Source organism: Kangiella sp. (genome assembly GCF_048265365.1).
Taxonomy (GTDB): Bacteria; Pseudomonadota; Gammaproteobacteria; order Enterobacterales; family Kangiellaceae; genus Kangiella.
The window spans coordinates 537,212-554,854 of the sequence record NZ_JBLXBT010000002.1; the positions used below are offsets into that span (position 1 = coordinate 537,212).

The following is a 17,643-nucleotide window of genomic DNA, read 5'->3' on the forward strand; positions in this document are numbered from 1 at the left end:
GATGCTAACTAATGTACGTCTTTCCAGAATTCTTTCTTCAAGAAATACGCAAATATCAATAGCACTAATAAGAACAATAAAACCCAGACACCCATACGCTTACTTTCCAGTTTAACTGGATTGGCTGTGTAAGCCATAAACGCTGTTAGATCACGAATGTTTTCGTCATACTCTTCTGGAGTCATTTGCCCTTCTTCAATCTGAACGAACATTTTACCTTGAGCAGCCAACTTAGCCATTTCAGCTTCTGCGTTATGCTGCTTTTCTTCAGCTTCTGCTTTCGCTTCATCGCTTGCTTCCGAGTCATTTAGCACAGCTTTCGCTTCTGCTATCTGCTCTTCAACAGACAACAAGGCATCACTCTTAGCCTGCAGACCTTGCAAGTCAGCCAGAATATGCGGCATACCTACTTGAGGAAATACAGTGTTATTAACGCCGAAAGGACGAGATGAGTCTACATAGAATGAACGTAGATAATTGTAAACCCAGTCTTCACCACGAACACGAGCAACTAAACTCAGATCCAGTGGATCAACACCAAAATATTTCTTTTGTGCCTGCTCTGAATTCATGGACTTATCTAAAGTATCACCAAACTTCTGATCACCAAGAATAAGATTGTTTACGGTTTGCTCTTCAGTAAGCTCCAAATCCTGGGCAATACGTGAGTAACGAACATATTCCATCGAGTGGCAGCCCAAACAGTAGTTAACGTACAATTTGGCACCATTTTGCAATGATGTTTTGTCACTCAAATCAATATTCGCTGGCTCATTTGGATAAAACGTTCCGCCGCCTGCAGCAAATGCAGATACAGGTAGCAGGAATAAAATAGCTGTAATTAACTTTTTCATTTGTCTGTTACCCTCTCTGGTACTGGTTTAGTTTTCTCGAACTTGGGTAAGAACCACAAGGCGATAAAGAAGAAGAAGTAGTACACAGTACATATTCTTCCTAACCACTTAGTGAAGTCAGTCACTGGAACAACCCCCAAAACACCCAGGATGATGAATGAGATAACAAGCAACGCCAATAGAATTTTGTAAGAAGCACCACGGTAACGGATGGATTTCACTTTTTGACGATCAAGCCATGGCAATAAGAACAGAATCACAATCGCCAAAGCCATTACCATAAAGCCCATGAATGGATGCGGTACCGCACGCAACATGGTATAGAACGGAGTGAAATACCAAACTGGAGCAATGTGATCTGGTGTCTTCAAGGAGTTTGCAGGCTCAAAATTCGGACGCTCTAAGAAATAACCGCCAAAGTCTGGTGCAAAGAAGACCACGCCTAGGAAGATCATCAGGAACACAACCACGCCCACAATATCTTTCACTGTGTAGTATGGGTGGAAAGGAATACCGTCTAAAGGAATACCGTTCTCATCTTTCTTGTCTTTGATTTCAACACCATCTGGGTTGTTAGAACCCACTTTGTGCAAGGCAACAATGTGCAAGAAGACCATAGCAACCAATGCTAACGGAACTGCAACCACGTGCAATGCAAAGAAACGGTTTAGTGTCGCTAACGACAAGGTAAAGTCACCACGAATCCATTCAACCAAATCTGGCCCCACAACTGGGACTGTACCAAACAGGTTGATAATCACCTGAGCTCCCCAGAATGACATCTGCCCCCATGGTAGCAAGTAGCCCATAAAGGCTTCTGCCATCAATAGAACAAAAATGATCATACCGAAGATCCAGATTAACTCACGCGGCTTTTTGTATGAGCCGTACATAATGCCACGGAACATGTGTAGATAAACCACAACAAAGAAAGCCGAGGCACCTGTTGAGTGTAGGTAACGAATCAACCAGCCCATTTCAACATCACGCATGATGTATTCAACCGATGCGAATGGTTCGCTTGGGCTGTAGAACATGGTTAGCCAAATACCGGTCAGTAACTGGTTCACTAAAACCAACATGGCCAAAGAGCCAAAGAAATACCAAAAGTTGAAGTTCTTTGGCGCGTAATATTCTGCTAAATGCTCGTTCCAGACTTTAGTTGCTGGGAAACGGGCATCAAGCCAAGTCATGAAGTTCTTAAACATTAGGCACCTCCCTCTTCACCAATCACAATCATTTTTGCTGCTGTGTCGATAGTATAAGGAGGAACTTCCAAGTTAGCATTTGCTGGAACACCGCTATAAACACGGCCCGCCAAATCAAACTTAGAACCATGGCATGGGCAATAATAACCGCCTAGCCAACCACCTTCTAAAGAACCCGCATCGGCGAATAATTTAGGCGAACAACCTAGGTGAGTACAAATACCAACAGCTACAAAAATATCTGGCTCAATAGAGCGGTATTCGTTTTTACAATTGTCTGGTTGCTGTGGTTTGTCTGATTCTGGATCGGCTACAAACTCTTCACTTTTAGTGATGCTTTGCAACATATTGTCATCACGACGCATAACCCATACTGGCTTACCACGCCACTCCACAGTAATTTGCTGTCCCACCTCAAGTTTGGTGTAGTCATACGATACTGGAGCACCTGCAGACTGCGCCTTAGCGCTTGGTGCCCAGGAACGAACAAAAGGTACAGCCGCACCAATCACACCAACCGCGCCCACTACTGAAGTAGCACCGATTAGCAGATTTCTGCGTCCTTTGTTGACGCCCTGATTACTCATTCGGTTAGTCTCCCCACGAAGAAAATAGCACCACCCACCAATGGATGGCGTTCGAAAATCATGATTTTAAACGATTCTGCGATGAAGCCAGTCTTATGAAGAATGCTATAAAACACTTATTAGCGCTTCTACGGCAGAATACTGCGCAGGGATCATATAGGAAAATACCCACAATAACAATGTGGTCAGACCAGAGCGAGATATGTAACTTATTGAAAGTTTGAAAAAATCAGAAATGACAGATAAAAAAACACCCGCAAAGTGCGGGTGTAAAGAATGCCGGAGTTCCTCTCCGGCAATACTGTTCGAAACTTAACGTTTCGAGAATTGAGGGCGCTTACGTGCTTTGTGTAGACCCACTTTCTTACGCTCAACTGCACGAGCGTCACGGGTAACAAAGCCAGCTTTACGCAATGGAGCACGTAATTCTTCGTTGTACTCCATCAATGCACGTGTAATACCGTGACGAATAGCACCGGCTTGGCCAGTACCGCCGCCGCCAGCAACAGTCACGTACACATCAAACTTTTCTAATGTTTCGGTCAGCTCTAGTGGTTGACGAACCACCATGCGTGATGTTTCACGACCAAAATACTCGTCAAGACTACGCTGGTTCACGGTAATCTCACCATTCCCAGGACGTAGGAAAACACGAGCTGTGGAGCTTTTACGACGACCAGTTCCGTAATATTGTTCAGCCATTGTTCTCACCTTAGATTTCTAATGGGATTGGTTGCTGAGCAGTATGATTGTGCTCAGTGCCAGCGTAAACTTTCAACTTGCGGAACATGGCACGACCCAAAGGATTCTTAGGAAGCATACCTTTTACCGCTTTCTCGATAATCATTTCAGGTTTAGAAGCCTGTAATTTCTCGAAGTTAGTTTCTTTAATGCCACCTGGATAACCAGAGTGACGGTAATACATTTTGTCCTGCGCCTTGTTGCCAGTCACAGTTACTTTCTCAGCGTTAATAACGATGATGTAATCACCCGTATCAACATGAGGTGTATATTCTGCTTTGTGTTTGCCTTTCAAGCGGCGAGCAATTTCAGTCGCCAGGCGGCCTAACGTTTTGCCGCTAGCGTCGACTACAAACCAGTCACGCTTAACAGTTTCAGGCTTTGCACTGTATGTTTTCATATTCTTTAAGCTCCAAAAAGCCATTTGCACCCGCAATAGGTAGCCGATCACGGCCCTAAAAAAGAGAGCGCGAATTCTACAGAAATCACCTCTATAACACAAGAGGCGACACCAGGATTTTCAAAAATTATTAAACGTCTCGGCCAAATTTATGAATTTTAAGTAAAATCCTGCGAAAAAGACTTTATTTACGGGGCTTTTAGCGCTATAAAAAGCGCTGATGGGGAGTCAATTTGCAATACTCGCCAAGACGACCGATATTTTAACAGTCAACTTACATAAGAGGCAATGGAAAAATGGCAGATAATAAAGCCCGCAAAACCACAGCGGTAAAAGAAAAGTTCACTAAAACCCAAATTCTTAATGAAATCGCAGCACAAACCGGCCTAACCAAGAAAGATGTTTCAGCAGTATTAGACGAGTTAGGTGTTGTTATTGAGCGCCATGTTAAAAAGCGCGCTGTTGGCGAATTCACCCTACCTGGCTTATTGAAGATCAGCACAGTTAAAAAACCTGCGGTTAAAGCTCGTAAAGGCATCAACCCTTTCACTGGTGAAGAAACTATGTTCAAAGCCAAGCCAGCCAGCATAGCGGTCAAAGTACGCCCACTTAAGAAATTGAAGGATATGGTTCAGTAATTGCTAACCTCTTCTTGATCTTAAAAGCCGACAACAATGTCGGCTTTTTTATACTCATTTTTTTGTACCCGATGTATGACTGATTAAGCCAAATGTTCTTTCGCAAGGTACTCTTTACTTTGCATTTCCTGCAAGCGGCTGACCGTTCTTTCAAACTCAAAGGCCAGAGCTTTGCCGACGTAAAGCTCTTCTAAAGCCACCTCCGCGGATAGAATTAACTTCACATGCCGCTCATAAAACTCATCCACCAGTGCAATAAAGCGACGCGTTGCATCATTTATCGCATCGGTCATTTGCGGGATTTTGCCGACAAATACCGTATGGTAGTTGCGAGATAGCTCAATATAGTCGCTGGCGGAACGTTCGGTTTTGCAGATAGCATCAAAAGTAAACCAGACCACATTATCAGATAGACGTACCGCGTCGATTAATCGTCCTTCGACTTTCAGCTTGCAGTGTTCCTGCCCTTCTTCGCCGGATAGCTGGAAAAAATACTGTTTCATGTTTTTATCAGCAGACTCATCCAACGGGTAATGATATATCTCTGCCTTTTCAAGAGTTCGCAATCGATAGTCAGTCCCGCCATCCACATTCATTACCTGGCAATGCTTTTGAATTAGCTCTATCGCTGGCAAAAAACGTTCACGCTGTAATCCGTTCCAATACAGGCGCTCGGGAGGAATGTTCGAGGTGGCCACCAACACGATATTGCGCTCAAACAGTTCTTTAAATAGTCCGCCAAGAATCATCGCATCCGTAATATCAGTGACAAAAAATTCGTCGAAGCAAATCACTCGTGCGCGTTGCGACAGCTGCTCGGCAATTTTAACCAACGGGTTTTTCTCGCCGGCCAGAGCTTTCAGCTCATGATGAACCTCGTGCATAAATCGGTGAAAATGCAGGCGGATTTTGCCTTTAATCGGCAGGCAATTAAAAAAGGTATCCATCAGCCAGGTCTTACCGCGCCCGACACCGCCCCACATATAAAGCCCTTGCACTGGTTCCAAATCAGAAGATAACCAGCGCTTGACCAAATCCATAAAGCCGCCATTGGGTCTGCTATTTAACAGGTCATCATAAACTCGCTGCAAAGCTGCAACGGCTTCTGCCTGGGCTGGGTCCTTTGAAAAGCCGTTGGCTAAATCCTGTTCATACTTCTGTTGGGGGGTTAAATCAATTGAGCGCATAGTCATCGACTCTAAAGCTTTTCAGGCAAGTGTTGGTTAAGGTTTTCTTCTATCAGTTCACGCAACTCGACGAGACGACTGTGAAAAAAATGGCCCGCGCCTTCCATACGAATCACATCAGGTTTAACCGATAAATTCTCAAGCCATTTAAAAACAGCGTCAGGGTCAACCACTTCATCAGCATCACCCTGCACCACCAGCCAAGGACAATCCGGTATTGCAAACTCATCAAAACTGAAGCGATTGACCGGAGGCGCAATACTAACCAATTGCTGGGATTCTAACTTCTTCGCTTGCAGTGCAGCGATCCACGAGCCAAAACTGAAGCCTGCTAACCACAAAGGACGGTCCGGGTATTTTTCCCGCATCCACTCAACAGCCTTAATTAAATCCTGCTGCTCGCCTTTGCCTTCATCATAATCACCAGCAGATTCTCCGACGCCACGAAAGTTAAAACGCAAAGAAGGGATGCCCAGACCAGCCAGGGTTCGAGAGACTGTATAAATGACTTTATTGGTCATGGCACCGCCATGTACAGGATGGGGATGGCAACACACGGCAATAGCATTGCGCTCAGGTGAGTCGGGCTGGTCGAGAGTTGCCTCGATTGGACCAGCATCACCGTCTATCAAGAAATGACTTTTATTCACTTGATCTCAGAAGTTAATTGATACTGCGCGCTATTTTCGCACGTTTTATGATTGGTTGGAAACCAATGCCAGCCTGGGGCATTCCAAGCAATATTCCATACCGATTATCATGGCCCATAAAAAAAGAGGCCGTAGCCTCTTCTTCTCTTTAAATCACACGATTAAGTGGTTTAGTAGTTACTATAACCACCGCGCTTTTTCTCAGCTTCCTGTTCTTTCTTTAGCGTTTCTTTTTTCTGCTTATCCCATTCACGTTCAGATTCTGCACCAGCTTTATCTTGCTCACGCTGATACTCCTCATAGGCTTTTAGGTCTTCGCGCTCTAATTCACGTAAATCTTTCTCGCGCTCTTTTTGTAGTTTATCACGCTCTTTCAGAAGCTCAGCTCTCTCTTTCAGCAGCTCTTCACGCTTCTTGTCGTCATCATAGGCGACTGCCTGATTCATCAGACCCGCCAGGGCTAACAGCGCAACCAATAGCTTTGATTTCATAAAACTCACCTTTCAACCTCACAATAGTGGAAGCTATTATTTTGCATCTCAACCCTCTTGAACAGTAATTGCTTCAAGTTTCTCGTAGAATTGTTAAGCGGTATGCTTTTATTAAAAGGTTTCCGGGTTAGCCGACCTTGGGGTCAGGCTGTTATTCCACTCTCTGGCAAAGTCTCGTTGCCAACGCCAGTTAATGAAAGCCACCACACACATGGTGATCATCGCCCCAAGACCAGCCAGAGCCATATCCTTGTGTGCATCCCACACATCCCCCTGAGTCCCCAGATAAGCCATTCCAAGATCACCACCAAAGTACATGGCTGCGCCCCATTCAATCAGCTCATAAATAACCGAAGTCGATAAGGTTAAATCCAAAGGCAAGAAATAGCCCCAGAAGCCTTTCACTCGGACAATACGAAGAAAAACCTCTCGGATTGGGTAAGCAAATAGTAGTCCATAGGATAAATGCAGAAAGCGGTCGTAGTGGTTACGTTCCCAGCCAAACCAATCATTTAATGGCGTGCCGAATATCGCCTCGGTCCAGTCGTTATAAGGCACCTTCGAGTAAGTGTAGTGTGAACCTATTTCATGAAAACATAAGAACAGAAAAATACAAAAGTATGAGGTTTTCGAAAGCCGGAATTTTTTATAACTGGCGAAGAGGCCGATAATTAATAAAAACATCAGGACATTTTCAAGAAGCCAGGCCGAGCGATCAACTGGATTAATCGCACATAATGCAAACACTACCAGAAAGATACCAATCAAAGTCAGTAAGAATTTTGTGTTATAGGTCATTAATCCACTCGAACTTTTGTCTTGTTATTGTGTATCATAAGATCAAATCAAGGATTCAGGCAATTTATTGCTTAGACGACGTTGGCAGATTGAGGAATATAGTTTCATGTCCAGTCCATTAGTTATCTTCTTACTTCTTATTGTTGGTGCTGCTGCATTCTTTTTGGGTCGCTGGCAAGGTATGTCCCAACACAGCAAAGCTTTATCAGATGAGTTAAAAGCCAAAGATGATGAGCTTAGTACCTTAAAAGCTGAAGTGAATAACCATTTTGACGAAACCGCCCGCTTATTCAGTAATGTGACCGAAGAATATAAAGCGCTCTATCAACACTTGGCGGTCAGTTCCAGTAAACTCAGTAATCGCAAGTTTGATTTAAAACTCAGCAGCAATACTTCGGGGTTGCCTGGTCTTGGCAGTAGTATCGGTAAAGAGTTTGACGACAGTGTTATTGATAGCGAAGCCAGAGAAATATCGGACTATGACTCCGGCCCCCAACAACCCAGAGACTATGCTGCTGATGATATGGACGATGATTATCATCCCAGTCATGATGTAAAAGCTAACGAAGATGACTCGCCTGAAACTGACAAAGATGCCCAACCGGGGAACTCAGAGCAAGAATCTGCGTCAGAGAAAAACAATGATGATGCAAAAAAATCACAGAAAGAAAAAACATCACACTAAATTTATGTATCCAGTCGATTGACTGAAACTTGAGGCTCCCATGCAATTTATTACTTTTGTTGGCTATATCGTAAAATACCTATTGATTGGACTCGGGATCGCGGCACTTTTTATTGTATTTATGCCCGGTCGCTTCTCGCTCCAGGACGCTAACCAACAAGCAACACCGGCACAGCAGCATCAGGTTGTGGCAACCATCAAACCATTCAGTGGCTATGCCGACATGCTGGATAAGGTTCGTCCCGCAGTCGTCAGTATTCGCGCACGCTCCAAGCTTCTCCCCTTAAATGACCCTGAATGCCGCAACAACCTACGAAGCGTTCCAGCTGGCACCAATGCCTGTGCATTTCTCAATAATGGCTCGGGGGTTTTTATTGATAAAGAAGGTCACCTGGTGACCAACGCCCATGTTCTGGCTAAAGCAGAATCAGCTATTGTTGAATTACTTGATGGGCAAAAACTTACTGCCCAACTGGTTGGCATCGATCAGGATTCCGATCTGGCGCTGCTTAAAGTGAACTACACTCCAGAGCATATATTGCCCTTGAGCACCGAAGACAGCAGTCGAGTGGGTGATATCGTGTTTGCCATCGGCACACCATATATGGCCTTTGAGCAAACCGTGACTCAAGGCATTATCAGTGCCAAGTTTTTCTCGCGCGTATCGCACTATATTCAGACTGATGCAGCCCTTCGTTCAGGTAATTCCGGTGGCGCCCTGGTCAACTCTGAGGGCAAGTTAGTCGGTATTACCTCTTTAAGTTCGCGTGATGAATCAGGTGAAAAGACTTATCAAAATTTCGCGGTGGTAGCTGCCGATGTTCAGCATGTGGTACAGGAGCTACTCGAGCATGGAAAAGTCGAACGAGGCTGGCTTGGTTTAAACGGTGATATGACCATCAATTTCCGCTCAATTGTTCAGGAGATGGGTCTTGATCCTCAGCAGCAAAAAGCACTGGCCAAACACATCGAGCAATTACCCTATGGCCAAGGTATCGTTATCACAGCCATTAACGGAAATGGCCCTGCTGACAAAGCGGGTTTGCAAGCGCTGGATATTATTACTCAAGTTAATAGCCAGCCCATTAACAGCACAGCCGATATGATGGCAGCGATCTGGAACCTGTCCCCGAAACAAGAAATCACCATTGAGTATTATCGAGAAGGCGAAAAAGCCGAAACAGATGTGGTGCTAGGTTATCGAGATTGAACCATCACAAAGCTTATAGACAAAAAAAAGGGCTAGCAGCCCTTTTTTCTTTATGGTCGAGTATTAATCGAATGCTACAAATATTTAGGCAATACGCTTAATGTAGGCACCCAGATTCTGCAGCTTCTCTTCAATGGTTTCATAACCACGGTCAATATGGTAAATCCTGTCTACTAAAGTTTCACCATCCGCGCACAATCCTGCTAAAACCAAACTTGCTGAAGCACGCAAATCAGTTGCCATCACCTGCGCACCGGATAATTTTTCAACGCCACGACAAATCGCGGTATTACCCTCAATGGCAATGTCAGCACCCATACGCTGCATTTCAAGCACGTGCATGAAGCGGTTCTCAAAAATGGTTTCAGTAATAGTACCCGTTCCGTCCGCCACCGCATTCATAGCACAAAACTGTGCCTGCATATCAGTTGGAAATCCTGGGTAGGGTGCCGTTTTGATGTTGACAGCAGTAGGACGCTTGCCCTTCATGTCAAGCTCGATCCAGTCATCTCCAGTAGTGACTTCAGCACCCGCCTCTCGTAACTTAACCAAAACCGCATCCAGAATATCCGGATCGGTATTGCGGCAACGAATACGGCCACGTGTCATCGCCGCTGCAACCAAGTAAGTACCAGTTTCAATGCGGTCAGGCAAAACATCATGATGGCCACCATGCATACGCTCAACACCTTCAATGGTGATAACCGATGTGCCAGCACCACTAATTTTCGCGCCCATGCTATTTAAGAAATTAGCCAGATCGACTACTTCAGGCTCGCGCGCAGCATTTTCAATCACCGAAGTTCCATCTGCCAGAGCCGCTGCCATGATCAAATTTTCAGTTGCGCCAACACTGACCATCTCCATAACAATTTTAGCGCCTTTCAAGCGACCATTCGACTTAGCGTTAACGTAACCTGCTTCAACTTCGATATCCGCGCCCATTTCACGCATACCTTCGATATGCAGATTAACTGGACGCGAGCCAATCGCACAACCACCCGGCAGCGACACCACCGCTTCGCCGAAGCGAGCAAGCAAGGGCCCCAACACCAAAATAGAAGCACGCATGGTCTTAACTAACTCATAAGGCGCTTCATGGCTGTGGATATTACGGCTATCAATTTCAACATTGAACTTGTCATCAATGGTCAGCTTGGCACCTAAACGCCCCATCAGCTCTAAGGTCGTAGTGACATCATTCAAATGTGGCAGATTGCCAATCGTAGTGACACCATCCACTAACAAAGCACCCATCAAAATAGGCAAGGCAGCATTTTTAGCGCCTGAAATTTTGATAGCACCGTCTAATGGGCCAGCATCTTTAATTAATAATTTATCCATGATCAAAGACTCAATAATTATAGAAAGTGCTTAGCTTTTGACCACTCTTCAGGCGTATAGGCCTTAATAGTCAAAGCGTGGATATCACCGCTAGCGATATGTTCATTCACAGCGGCATAGACCATCTGTTGCTTCTTTACGCTACGTAAACCTTCAAAGGCTTTACTGACGATAATCACCTGAAAATGGCTACCATCGCCATCGACACGCAACTCTTCGCACTCAATTTCTTTCTCAATCAGGGACTTAATCTGTTCAATCATCTGTTATGTGCTTACTTTTATCGAGGTTATGGCCAAGCATGATAACGCCAAAAACTGCGCCGATACAGACGCAAAAGTATGAATTATTAGCAATGTTGGCACTAAAGTGGCGTGATTTTACCCGAATTCCCCTTGATAAACACCTGTGAATGACATTAAAAGCCCGAGCCTGTACAATGGCGCGCTTATTTGTCACGAATACACTTCACTGAAGGGCAACGCTTTGAAACAATTTCCATTTGTCAGTCAAAGCCATACTTATTTTATAATAAGCAAAGCCCGTTTACTGAACACTCACTATTTTATAGAAGACAGTCTCTAAGGTTTCCATGATAGAACATATTGCCTATATTCTGGTTGGTATTACCCTGTTAGTTTGGAGCGCGGATCGCTTCACAGACGGTGCGGCAGCAGTTGCGCAGAATTTCGGAGTGTCACGATTGATCGTGGGTCTGACCATTGTAGCAATAGGTTCTTCCGCACCTGAAATTTTTGTGTCGATTCTTGATTCAATAAAAACCTGCCCGCCAGGCATTGATGAGTGTGGCCCTGAAGTAGCGATCGGTAATGCTCTCGGCTCGAACATCACCAATGTGGCATTAGTGCTGGGGATTACCGCCTTAGTGAGACCTCTAATGATTAATTCAGGGATGATTAAGCGTGAGATCCCTATTCTATTTGTGGTATCACTCGCAGTACTCTACTTTTTCTGGGATCTGCGCCTGTCACATATTGAAGGTATTATTCTGCTCAGCACCCTGGTTGGCTACTTTATCTGGCTGGTGCATATGGGCATTAAATCCCGTTCAAGTAAAGACCGCATGCTTGAAGAGATTGTCGACGAACTGCCTGAGAAGATGTCGAGCCCAAAAGCCATCTTCTGGTTAGTGCTGGGTCTGGTTCTGCTGGTCGCCAGCTCCAAGATACTTATCGTAGGCGCCAGCGGTTTTGCTTTGCAAATGGGCGTTTCAGAAACCCTGATTGGCTTAACCATTGTTGCGCTGGGCACCAGCCTGCCTGAACTGGCCGCCTCTATTTCTGCCGTATTGAAAAATGAACACGAGATTGCGATTGGTAATGTGGTTGGCTCCAATATCTTCAACTTACTGGGTGTTTTGGGCATTCCTGCACTTATTGCCGCTCCAGTGGTCGAAAGAGAAATACTGACCATCGATTACCCTGTTATGTTAGCTTTAAGTATCGCGTTAGCTGTCATGGCATACGGTATTCGAGGCCCAGGCAAGATTAATCGTATAGAAGGCTCTATTTTACTTGCCGCCTTCATTGGGTATTATATAGTTCGCGTCTTCTAACTGATTGAAAATATAAGTTCCAACAAGGGTGTCGTCAATGAGTGACTCAAATCTGGAACAGCAAATTCTAACAAGCGCCGAGCGCGTGATTGATATAGAAACTCTTGCTGTCACCAATCTAAAACAACAACTGGACAAAACCTTTGTTGCCGCCTGCCGTAAACTACTTAATTGCCAAGGCAAAGTAGTGGTTATTGGTATGGGTAAATCAGGTCATATCGGTAGCAAAATGGCTGCCACTTTAGCCAGCACCGGCACACCGGCATTTTTTGTTCATCCGGCAGAAGCGAGCCACGGTGACTTGGGCATGATTGGTGAGCTCGATGTGGTCATCGCGCTATCTAACTCCGGCGAAACTCATGAAGTGACCGCCCTGCTTCCGGTAATCAAACGCCGTGGCATCGAATTGATATCCATTACTGGTAATGACAACTCCAGTTTAGCCAAAGCCAGCGACCTGCATATTAAAGTTCAAGTAGAACAGGAAGCCTGCCCGCACAATCTCGCACCAACTGCCTCTACCACCGCAGTCTTAGCGCTTGGTGATGCCATCGCAGTGAGCTTGCTGGAAGCCCGTGGCTTCACCCCTGACGACTTTGCTTTGTCGCATCCTGGTGGTAGCCTGGGTAAACGCCTCATTTTACAAGTCGATGATTTGATGCACAGTGGAAGCACTTTCCCCTCCGTGAAACCCGACATTTCGATTCGCAACGCATTGTTTGAAATGACCGACAAGCGTATGGGTATGACCACGGTGACGGATAAGCAGGGCAACTTATTGGGCATTTTCACCGATGGTGATTTACGTCGCGCTTTTGAACGCGATGTGGATATTGATGCGCCGATTGAGGACGTCATGACCAAAGGGTGCAAAACGGTCAAAACTCAAACTTTAGCGGTCGACGCAGTGAACTTAATGGAGGAAAGTAGTATTACCTCCTTAATCGTTGTTGATAGCGATGAAAAGCCGCTGGGCGTTATTCACATGCACGATCTTCTTAAAGCGGGAGTGGTTTAATGCACCATTCAATGCAAAAGCCAACCTACCCGCAGCCGGTGTTACATAAAGCCAACAACATCAAGCTGTTGATTTGTGATGTTGACGGTGTCCTCAGCAATGGCCAGGTCATTATAGGCAACGATGGTGAAGAATTGAAAACCTTCAACATCAAAGATGGCTTCGGCCTGAAGTGCTTACAAAATGCTGGTATTGCGGTTGCCATTATAACTGGGCGCAATTCCAAAATTGTCGAAAAGCGCTGCCAGGAGCTGGGCATTGAACATTACTATCAGGGGCAGTCTAATAAACAGGAAGCATTTGATAGTCTATGCCAAAATTTGTCGGTAAAGCCTGAACAAGTTTGCCACATTGGCGATGACTTACCCGATCTGCCTTTGTTATTGCAGGTTGGTTTAGGCGTTACCGTTGCAGATGGTCACTGGTTAATGCAACAACATGCCGACTGGGTTACTCAAAACAATGGTGGCTTCGGTGCGGTTCGTGAAGTCTGCGATTTAATTCTTCACAGCCAAAATAAACTGGAAGCCATTCATCAAGAATATCTCACCAAAGCTCAACCATCAGGAGTTAAGCAGTGACCTTTTTAAAAGGTCGCTCCATGCTGTGGCTTCTGGTCCCGGCAACGTTTGCTATTGCTTACTGGTGGGATCGCTCAACGGAACCCAAACCTGACTTTGTCGAGGTCTCAACCAATCCTGACTACTATCTATCTAACACAGAAACCATAGAGTTTGATAGCAATGGTCAACCCGAGCGTTCGTTCACCACCGTAAAAACGCTACACTATAAAGACATCATGCAAACTCACCTGGAAAAACCAGTGATGCGTTTTAATGACGACCAAAATCCAAGCTGGACGGTTAGCTCTGAAAAGGCGGTCAGCAATGAGCTCAGCGAGCAACTCGTTCTGGAAGGTGATGTTACCGTTAAGCTGGAACGACAACCTGCTCAATCTAATGTATTGTTAACCATGTCGATCCTAAAAATTGACTTTGCATCGGAAACTGCTTTTACTGATCAGCCTATTGAATTAGTTGATGGCCATTTTAGAATGACCGCTGTAGGCATGCAGGCTGATTTGCGTACCAATAATATTGAATTCCAATCTGAGGTCTTTACAGAAGAATTATGAAGTCCCGTCTTCTTATGTGTGCTTTGTCGCTAAGCTCACTTTTAACCATTTCATTTGTCCAAGCTGCGACTTTGGAAAAGTCACGTTTGCGTTCAGATAGATCGAACCTTGACGTACAGAAGAATATTATTGTGTATCATGATAACGTGATTTATGAACATGGCAACATGACAATTCATGCCGATTCATTAACCAAGCAAGGTGAAAATGCAGGTACTATTACTGCGCTGGGTAACCCTGTAAAAATTCACTACGTGGATGAAGCCGGCGAAACCACTGATATTGACGCACCTAAAATTATCTACCGCCAACAAAGTGGCGAGCTATCTGCCAGTGGCGATATCAAGATTGTGCAGTCATCGGGAATTGATGCGCTGACTTTGCTCGGACAGCAACTGAATGCGAATCAAGATCTCACCGAGGGCTTTGGCTTTGTACTCAGTGGCAGCCCAACCGAGTTCAGGTTAGAGCAACCTAGCCAACCGCCAATCTTCGCTACCGCCGAACAGCTTCGTTCCAATGGTAAGGATAAGCAAACTGAATTGGTTGGCAATGTTAAGTTGCAGCAAGGCGACTCCAACATGACAGCGGCCTTTTTGACTTATGACGGTGCCAGCAAAGTGATCTCCGCGGGCAAAAGCGATAACGGGGAACAGAGAGTTGAAACTGAATTCTTCTGGGCGCAGGACAACAGTAGCCAACAAACCACTGATGACTCTGAGCCTGAGACTAAAACAGAACCAGAACAGATCCAACAAGAGAAGCAGCAATGATTTCGCTACAAGCCAGACGCCTGGCCAAAAGCTACAAAGAACGCAAAGTCGTTGAAAATGTATCGCTCGAAGTCAATCAAGGGCAGATAGTGGGGTTGCTTGGCCCAAATGGTGCCGGTAAAACCACCTCCTTCTACATGATCGTTGGTCTGGTGCCATCTGATGGTGGACAGATTTTTCTTGGTGAAGACAATATCACGACTGATCCTATGCACACCCGCGCCAAAAAGGGCCTTGGCTACTTGCCACAAGAAGCTTCAATCTTCCGTAAGTTGTCAGTAGAAGACAACATCATGGCCATCCTGCAGTTGCGCAAAGACCTGAACAGCAAACAACGCGAAGAAAAACTCGATCAGTTACTGTCAGAATTCCATATCGAACATATTCGCTTAAGCCATGGCATGAGTTTATCCGGCGGTGAGCGACGTCGTGTTGAAATCGCCAGAGCCCTAGCCAATGACCCTAAGTTTATCTTGCTTGATGAACCCTTTGCAGGTGTCGATCCGATTTCAGTGCTGGATATTAAAACCATCATTATCCAGCTTAAAGAACGCGGCATCGGCGTATTAATCACAGATCATAACGTGCGTGAAACATTGGATGTTTGTGAGCAGGCCTACATCGTTGACAGCGGCAACATTATTGCCTCAGGAACCCCCACCGAAGTTCTAACCAATGAACTGGTCAAGAAACGATATCTAGGCGAGCACTTTAAAATGTAGTATTCATGGCTAAGCTGCCATAACCTCTTGAAATAACGTTTACCGATCCCCAGAAAACTAATAAGCCCTTGCAACAAAAGTCCACTAGGAGTAATTTGTTGTTAAAGGATATTTTAAAAGGCAAAGATTGGTAAACTTATTTCAATGAATCCAAATCTCCAGTTAAGTCTTAGCCAACAACTGAAACTGAATCCTCAGTTACAACAGTCCATTAAACTGTTACAACTCTCGCAGTTGGCGTTACAACAGGAGATCCAGTATCAACTCGATAGCAACCCACTTTTGACCCTGCTCGATGACAGCTACAGTGAGTCAAAAACCGCCGGTTCAGATTCCAATCCAGAACTTAATGCCAACCTGCTAGCAAACGCATTTCCTAATAACCGAAACACAAACAATGTAGAGGCGCCTGCTAATTCCCGTCATATTGATTCAGGTCAACAGCACTCAACTTATTCAGCCCATAATGATGGTGAGATGAGTCTCGAGAATCAGTTCCAGGAAAGCATTGGATTACGCGAACACCTTGAGTGGCAAATACAGATGTCAGCATTAAGTCGAGCCGATATGGAGATTGCCTACTACGTCATTGAGAATATAGATGACGCTGGATTTTTAACCGTTTCCAGCCAGGAAATTATCGAGCAGATACAACAAGATTTTGATCATCGGTTTGACCCAGATGAAGTCGAGGCCGTCATTCATCAGGTTCAACAACTCGAACCGTTCGGCTGCGCCAGCTCTAACCTGCAACAGTTTTTGCTGTTACAGCTTCACTTAGCCATTGAGGAAGCCAGTAGCCCACAACAACCAACACTAAAACTGGCCCAAAAATTGGTTCGTCACCATTTTGATTGCTTGTGTAAACATCGTTACCCCGATCTGATAAAACGTCTTTCCCTTACTCGGCAAGAGATGGATAATGCTTTATCAGTGATTCAGCAGCTCAGGAACAAACCCAACCATCAGTATATTGGTGAGGTCACTGAATATATTCGTCCTGACATACTGGTTTACAACCTTCACGGCAGCTGGCACGCACAACTGGCAAGCAACAATGCGCCACAACTGGATATTAATCATCAGTATGCACAGGCTCTTCGCCAATCAAACAACACATATGATAAACAATACTTACAGCAAAACCTGCAACGCGCGCGCTGGTTTATGCAAAGTATCGAAGCACGCAATGATACTCTAAAACGGGTGGCTGACTGGATTGTGCAACACCAACAGAACTTTTTTGATTGCGGCGAGTCAGCATTAAGACCGATGCGATTAAAAGATCTGGCTGAGGATCTCAAGTTACATGAATCAACCATTTCTCGCGCCTGTAGCGAAAAATTTCTGCAGTCGCCGACTGGTATCTACGAGTTGAAGTACTTCTTTTCTAATGCAGTTCCATCAACCCAAGGAGGTGAATGGTCATCAAAAGCAATAAAAAACATAATCAAGCAATACATTACAGCGGAACCTTCCCGCAAACCTTTGAGTGATATAGAACTTGCCAACAGATTACAAGAAGAAGGAATAACCATAGCGCGGAGAACGGTTGCAAAATACCGCGAAGCCTTGAATATTCCGCCCTCAAGTCAACGCAAGTTGTTCACAAATTCTTAAACTATT

21 protein-coding genes are annotated in these 17,643 nt (G+C 45.0%); 10 read left to right on the forward strand and 11 right to left on the reverse strand.

Annotated features, from left to right (window positions below; all coding sequences use genetic code 11):
* Window positions 1-8: 8 nt before the first annotated feature.
* The 5 genes from ACN0VI_RS11605 to rplM form a co-directional block, all read right to left on the reverse strand.
* Window positions 9-854 carry a cytochrome c1 gene (locus ACN0VI_RS11605; RefSeq protein WP_331890915.1) on the reverse strand — a complete coding sequence of 282 codons (846 nt, stop codon included), beginning with the start codon at window positions 852-854 and terminating at the stop codon, window positions 9-11.
* On the reverse strand, window positions 851-2,062 hold the full coding sequence (locus ACN0VI_RS11610) for a cytochrome bc complex cytochrome b subunit (protein WP_331890914.1): 1,212 nt from the start codon (window positions 2,060-2,062) through the stop codon (window positions 851-853). Before ACN0VI_RS11610 ends, ACN0VI_RS11605 begins: the two co-directional genes overlap by 4 nt.
* Window positions 2,062-2,649 carry a ubiquinol-cytochrome c reductase iron-sulfur subunit gene (gene petA / locus ACN0VI_RS11615; RefSeq protein ID WP_331890913.1) on the reverse strand — a complete coding sequence of 196 codons (588 nt, stop codon included), beginning with the start codon at window positions 2,647-2,649 and terminating at the stop codon, window positions 2,062-2,064. Before petA ends, ACN0VI_RS11610 begins: the two co-directional genes overlap by 1 nt.
* Window positions 2,650-2,961: 312 nt before the next feature.
* A complete protein-coding gene (gene rpsI, locus ACN0VI_RS11620) occupies window positions 2,962-3,351 on the reverse strand; it encodes a 30S ribosomal protein S9 (protein ID WP_012800600.1) in 390 nt (129 codons plus the stop codon).
* A gap of 10 nt (window positions 3,352-3,361) precedes the next feature.
* The gene (rplM, locus tag ACN0VI_RS11625) at window positions 3,362-3,790 is read right to left on the reverse strand and encodes a 50S ribosomal protein L13 (RefSeq protein ID WP_331890912.1); all 429 of its coding nucleotides are present in this window, start codon (window positions 3,788-3,790) and stop codon (window positions 3,362-3,364) included.
* Between the two features lie 296 nt (window positions 3,791-4,086).
* On the opposite strand from rplM, the gene ACN0VI_RS11630 reads away from it, so the two are divergent.
* Complete coding sequence (locus ACN0VI_RS11630) at window positions 4,087-4,428, forward strand: HU family DNA-binding protein (RefSeq protein ID WP_012800598.1); 342 nt, start codon at window positions 4,087-4,089, stop codon at window positions 4,426-4,428.
* Window positions 4,429-4,511: 83 nt separating this feature from the next.
* On the opposite strand, the gene zapE is transcribed toward ACN0VI_RS11630, so the two are convergent.
* The 4 genes from zapE to ACN0VI_RS11650 form a co-directional block, all read right to left on the reverse strand.
* The gene (gene zapE / locus ACN0VI_RS11635) at window positions 4,512-5,615 is read right to left on the reverse strand and encodes a cell division protein ZapE (RefSeq protein WP_331890911.1); all 1,104 of its coding nucleotides are present in this window, start codon (window positions 5,613-5,615) and stop codon (window positions 4,512-4,514) included.
* Window positions 5,616-5,626: 11 nt separating this feature from the next.
* Window positions 5,627-6,265, reverse strand: a complete 639-nt coding sequence (locus ACN0VI_RS11640; protein WP_417446914.1) for an alpha/beta hydrolase — start codon at window positions 6,263-6,265, stop codon at window positions 5,627-5,629.
* Between the two features lie 170 nt (window positions 6,266-6,435).
* Window positions 6,436-6,756: a hypothetical protein gene (locus tag ACN0VI_RS11645; RefSeq protein WP_417446915.1), complete on the reverse strand. Its 321-nt coding sequence runs from the start codon at window positions 6,754-6,756 to the stop codon at window positions 6,436-6,438.
* Window positions 6,757-6,867: 111 nt separating this feature from the next.
* Window positions 6,868-7,554, reverse strand: coding sequence for a DUF2238 domain-containing protein (locus ACN0VI_RS11650; RefSeq protein ID WP_331891478.1), 687 nt, complete (start codon window positions 7,552-7,554; stop codon window positions 6,868-6,870).
* 106 nt (window positions 7,555-7,660) lie between these two features.
* Between ACN0VI_RS11650 and ACN0VI_RS11655 the strand changes: the two genes are divergently transcribed.
* Together ACN0VI_RS11655 and ACN0VI_RS11660 are read left to right on the forward strand one after the other, a co-directional pair.
* Window positions 7,661-8,239 carry a ZapG family protein gene (locus ACN0VI_RS11655; RefSeq protein ID WP_417446916.1) on the forward strand — a complete coding sequence of 193 codons (579 nt, stop codon included), beginning with the start codon at window positions 7,661-7,663 and terminating at the stop codon, window positions 8,237-8,239.
* 40 nt (window positions 8,240-8,279) lie between these two features.
* Entirely contained in the window at window positions 8,280-9,449 is a 1,170-nt protein-coding gene (locus tag ACN0VI_RS11660) for a S1C family serine protease (protein ID WP_417446917.1), read from the forward strand.
* Between the two features lie 84 nt (window positions 9,450-9,533).
* Here ACN0VI_RS11660 and murA read toward each other — a convergent pair whose 3' ends face one another.
* The gene (murA, locus tag ACN0VI_RS11665; RefSeq protein WP_331891481.1) at window positions 9,534-10,793 is read right to left on the reverse strand and encodes a UDP-N-acetylglucosamine 1-carboxyvinyltransferase; all 1,260 of its coding nucleotides are present in this window, start codon (window positions 10,791-10,793) and stop codon (window positions 9,534-9,536) included.
* Window positions 10,794-10,810: 17 nt separating this feature from the next.
* Window positions 10,811-11,056 (reverse strand): BolA family protein, encoded by a 246-nt coding sequence (locus ACN0VI_RS11670; RefSeq protein WP_331891482.1) that lies wholly within the window; start codon window positions 11,054-11,056, stop codon window positions 10,811-10,813.
* A gap of 329 nt (window positions 11,057-11,385) precedes the next feature.
* Between ACN0VI_RS11670 and ACN0VI_RS11675 the strand changes: the two genes are divergently transcribed.
* From ACN0VI_RS11675 to ACN0VI_RS11705, 7 genes are all read left to right on the forward strand, one after another.
* Window positions 11,386-12,369, forward strand: coding sequence for a calcium/sodium antiporter (locus tag ACN0VI_RS11675; RefSeq protein WP_417446918.1), 984 nt, complete (start codon window positions 11,386-11,388; stop codon window positions 12,367-12,369).
* Between the two features lie 37 nt (window positions 12,370-12,406).
* A complete protein-coding gene (locus tag ACN0VI_RS11680; protein ID WP_417446919.1) occupies window positions 12,407-13,387 on the forward strand; it encodes a KpsF/GutQ family sugar-phosphate isomerase in 981 nt (326 codons plus the stop codon).
* Window positions 13,387-13,968 (forward strand): 3-deoxy-manno-octulosonate-8-phosphatase KdsC, encoded by a 582-nt coding sequence (gene kdsC / locus ACN0VI_RS11685; protein ID WP_417446920.1) that lies wholly within the window; start codon window positions 13,387-13,389, stop codon window positions 13,966-13,968. The genes ACN0VI_RS11680 and kdsC overlap by 1 nt, the downstream gene beginning before the upstream one ends.
* Complete coding sequence (lptC, locus tag ACN0VI_RS11690) at window positions 13,965-14,522, forward strand: LPS export ABC transporter periplasmic protein LptC (RefSeq protein WP_331891486.1); 558 nt, start codon at window positions 13,965-13,967, stop codon at window positions 14,520-14,522. The genes kdsC and lptC overlap by 4 nt, the downstream gene beginning before the upstream one ends.
* Complete coding sequence (locus ACN0VI_RS11695; RefSeq protein ID WP_417446921.1) at window positions 14,519-15,295, forward strand: LptA/OstA family protein; 777 nt, start codon at window positions 14,519-14,521, stop codon at window positions 15,293-15,295. The genes lptC and ACN0VI_RS11695 overlap by 4 nt, the downstream gene beginning before the upstream one ends.
* Window positions 15,292-16,017, forward strand: a complete 726-nt coding sequence (gene lptB / locus ACN0VI_RS11700) for an LPS export ABC transporter ATP-binding protein (protein WP_331891488.1) — start codon at window positions 15,292-15,294, stop codon at window positions 16,015-16,017. Before ACN0VI_RS11695 ends, lptB begins: the two co-directional genes overlap by 4 nt.
* A gap of 144 nt (window positions 16,018-16,161) precedes the next feature.
* On the forward strand, window positions 16,162-17,637 hold the full coding sequence (locus ACN0VI_RS11705) for an RNA polymerase factor sigma-54 (RefSeq protein WP_417446922.1): 1,476 nt from the start codon (window positions 16,162-16,164) through the stop codon (window positions 17,635-17,637).
* Window positions 17,638-17,643: the final 6 nt, after the last annotated feature.

Coding starts and splice junctions, on each gene's coding strand:
- ACN0VI_RS11605 (WP_331890915.1), bottom strand. CDS start 854: ATGAAAAAGTTAATTACAGCTATTTTATTCCTGCTACCTGTATCTGCA.
- ACN0VI_RS11610 (WP_331890914.1), bottom strand. CDS start 2,062: ATGTTTAAGAACTTCATGACTTGGCTTGATGCCCGTTTCCCAGCAACT.
- petA (WP_331890913.1), bottom strand. CDS start 2,649: ATGAGTAATCAGGGCGTCAACAAAGGACGCAGAAATCTGCTAATCGGT.
- rpsI (WP_012800600.1), bottom strand. CDS start 3,351: ATGGCTGAACAATATTACGGAACTGGTCGTCGTAAAAGCTCCACAGCT.
- rplM (WP_331890912.1), bottom strand. CDS start 3,790: ATGAAAACATACAGTGCAAAGCCTGAAACTGTTAAGCGTGACTGGTTT.
- ACN0VI_RS11630 (WP_012800598.1), top strand. CDS start 4,087: ATGGCAGATAATAAAGCCCGCAAAACCACAGCGGTAAAAGAAAAGTTC.
- zapE (WP_331890911.1), bottom strand. CDS start 5,615: ATGCGCTCAATTGATTTAACCCCCCAACAGAAGTATGAACAGGATTTA.
- ACN0VI_RS11645 (WP_417446915.1), bottom strand. CDS start 6,756: ATGAAATCAAAGCTATTGGTTGCGCTGTTAGCCCTGGCGGGTCTGATG.
- ACN0VI_RS11650 (WP_331891478.1), bottom strand. CDS start 7,554: ATGACCTATAACACAAAATTCTTACTGACTTTGATTGGTATCTTTCTG.
- ACN0VI_RS11655 (WP_417446916.1), top strand. CDS start 7,661: ATGTCCAGTCCATTAGTTATCTTCTTACTTCTTATTGTTGGTGCTGCT.
- ACN0VI_RS11660 (WP_417446917.1), top strand. CDS start 8,280: ATGCAATTTATTACTTTTGTTGGCTATATCGTAAAATACCTATTGATT.
- murA (WP_331891481.1), bottom strand. CDS start 10,793: ATGGATAAATTATTAATTAAAGATGCTGGCCCATTAGACGGTGCTATC.
- ACN0VI_RS11670 (WP_331891482.1), bottom strand. CDS start 11,056: ATGATTGAACAGATTAAGTCCCTGATTGAGAAAGAAATTGAGTGCGAA.
- ACN0VI_RS11675 (WP_417446918.1), top strand. CDS start 11,386: ATGATAGAACATATTGCCTATATTCTGGTTGGTATTACCCTGTTAGTT.
- ACN0VI_RS11680 (WP_417446919.1), top strand. CDS start 12,407: ATGAGTGACTCAAATCTGGAACAGCAAATTCTAACAAGCGCCGAGCGC.
- kdsC (WP_417446920.1), top strand. CDS start 13,387: ATGCACCATTCAATGCAAAAGCCAACCTACCCGCAGCCGGTGTTACAT.
- ACN0VI_RS11695 (WP_417446921.1), top strand. CDS start 14,519: ATGAAGTCCCGTCTTCTTATGTGTGCTTTGTCGCTAAGCTCACTTTTA.
- lptB (WP_331891488.1), top strand. CDS start 15,292: ATGATTTCGCTACAAGCCAGACGCCTGGCCAAAAGCTACAAAGAACGC.
- ACN0VI_RS11705 (WP_417446922.1), top strand. CDS start 16,162: ATGAATCCAAATCTCCAGTTAAGTCTTAGCCAACAACTGAAACTGAAT.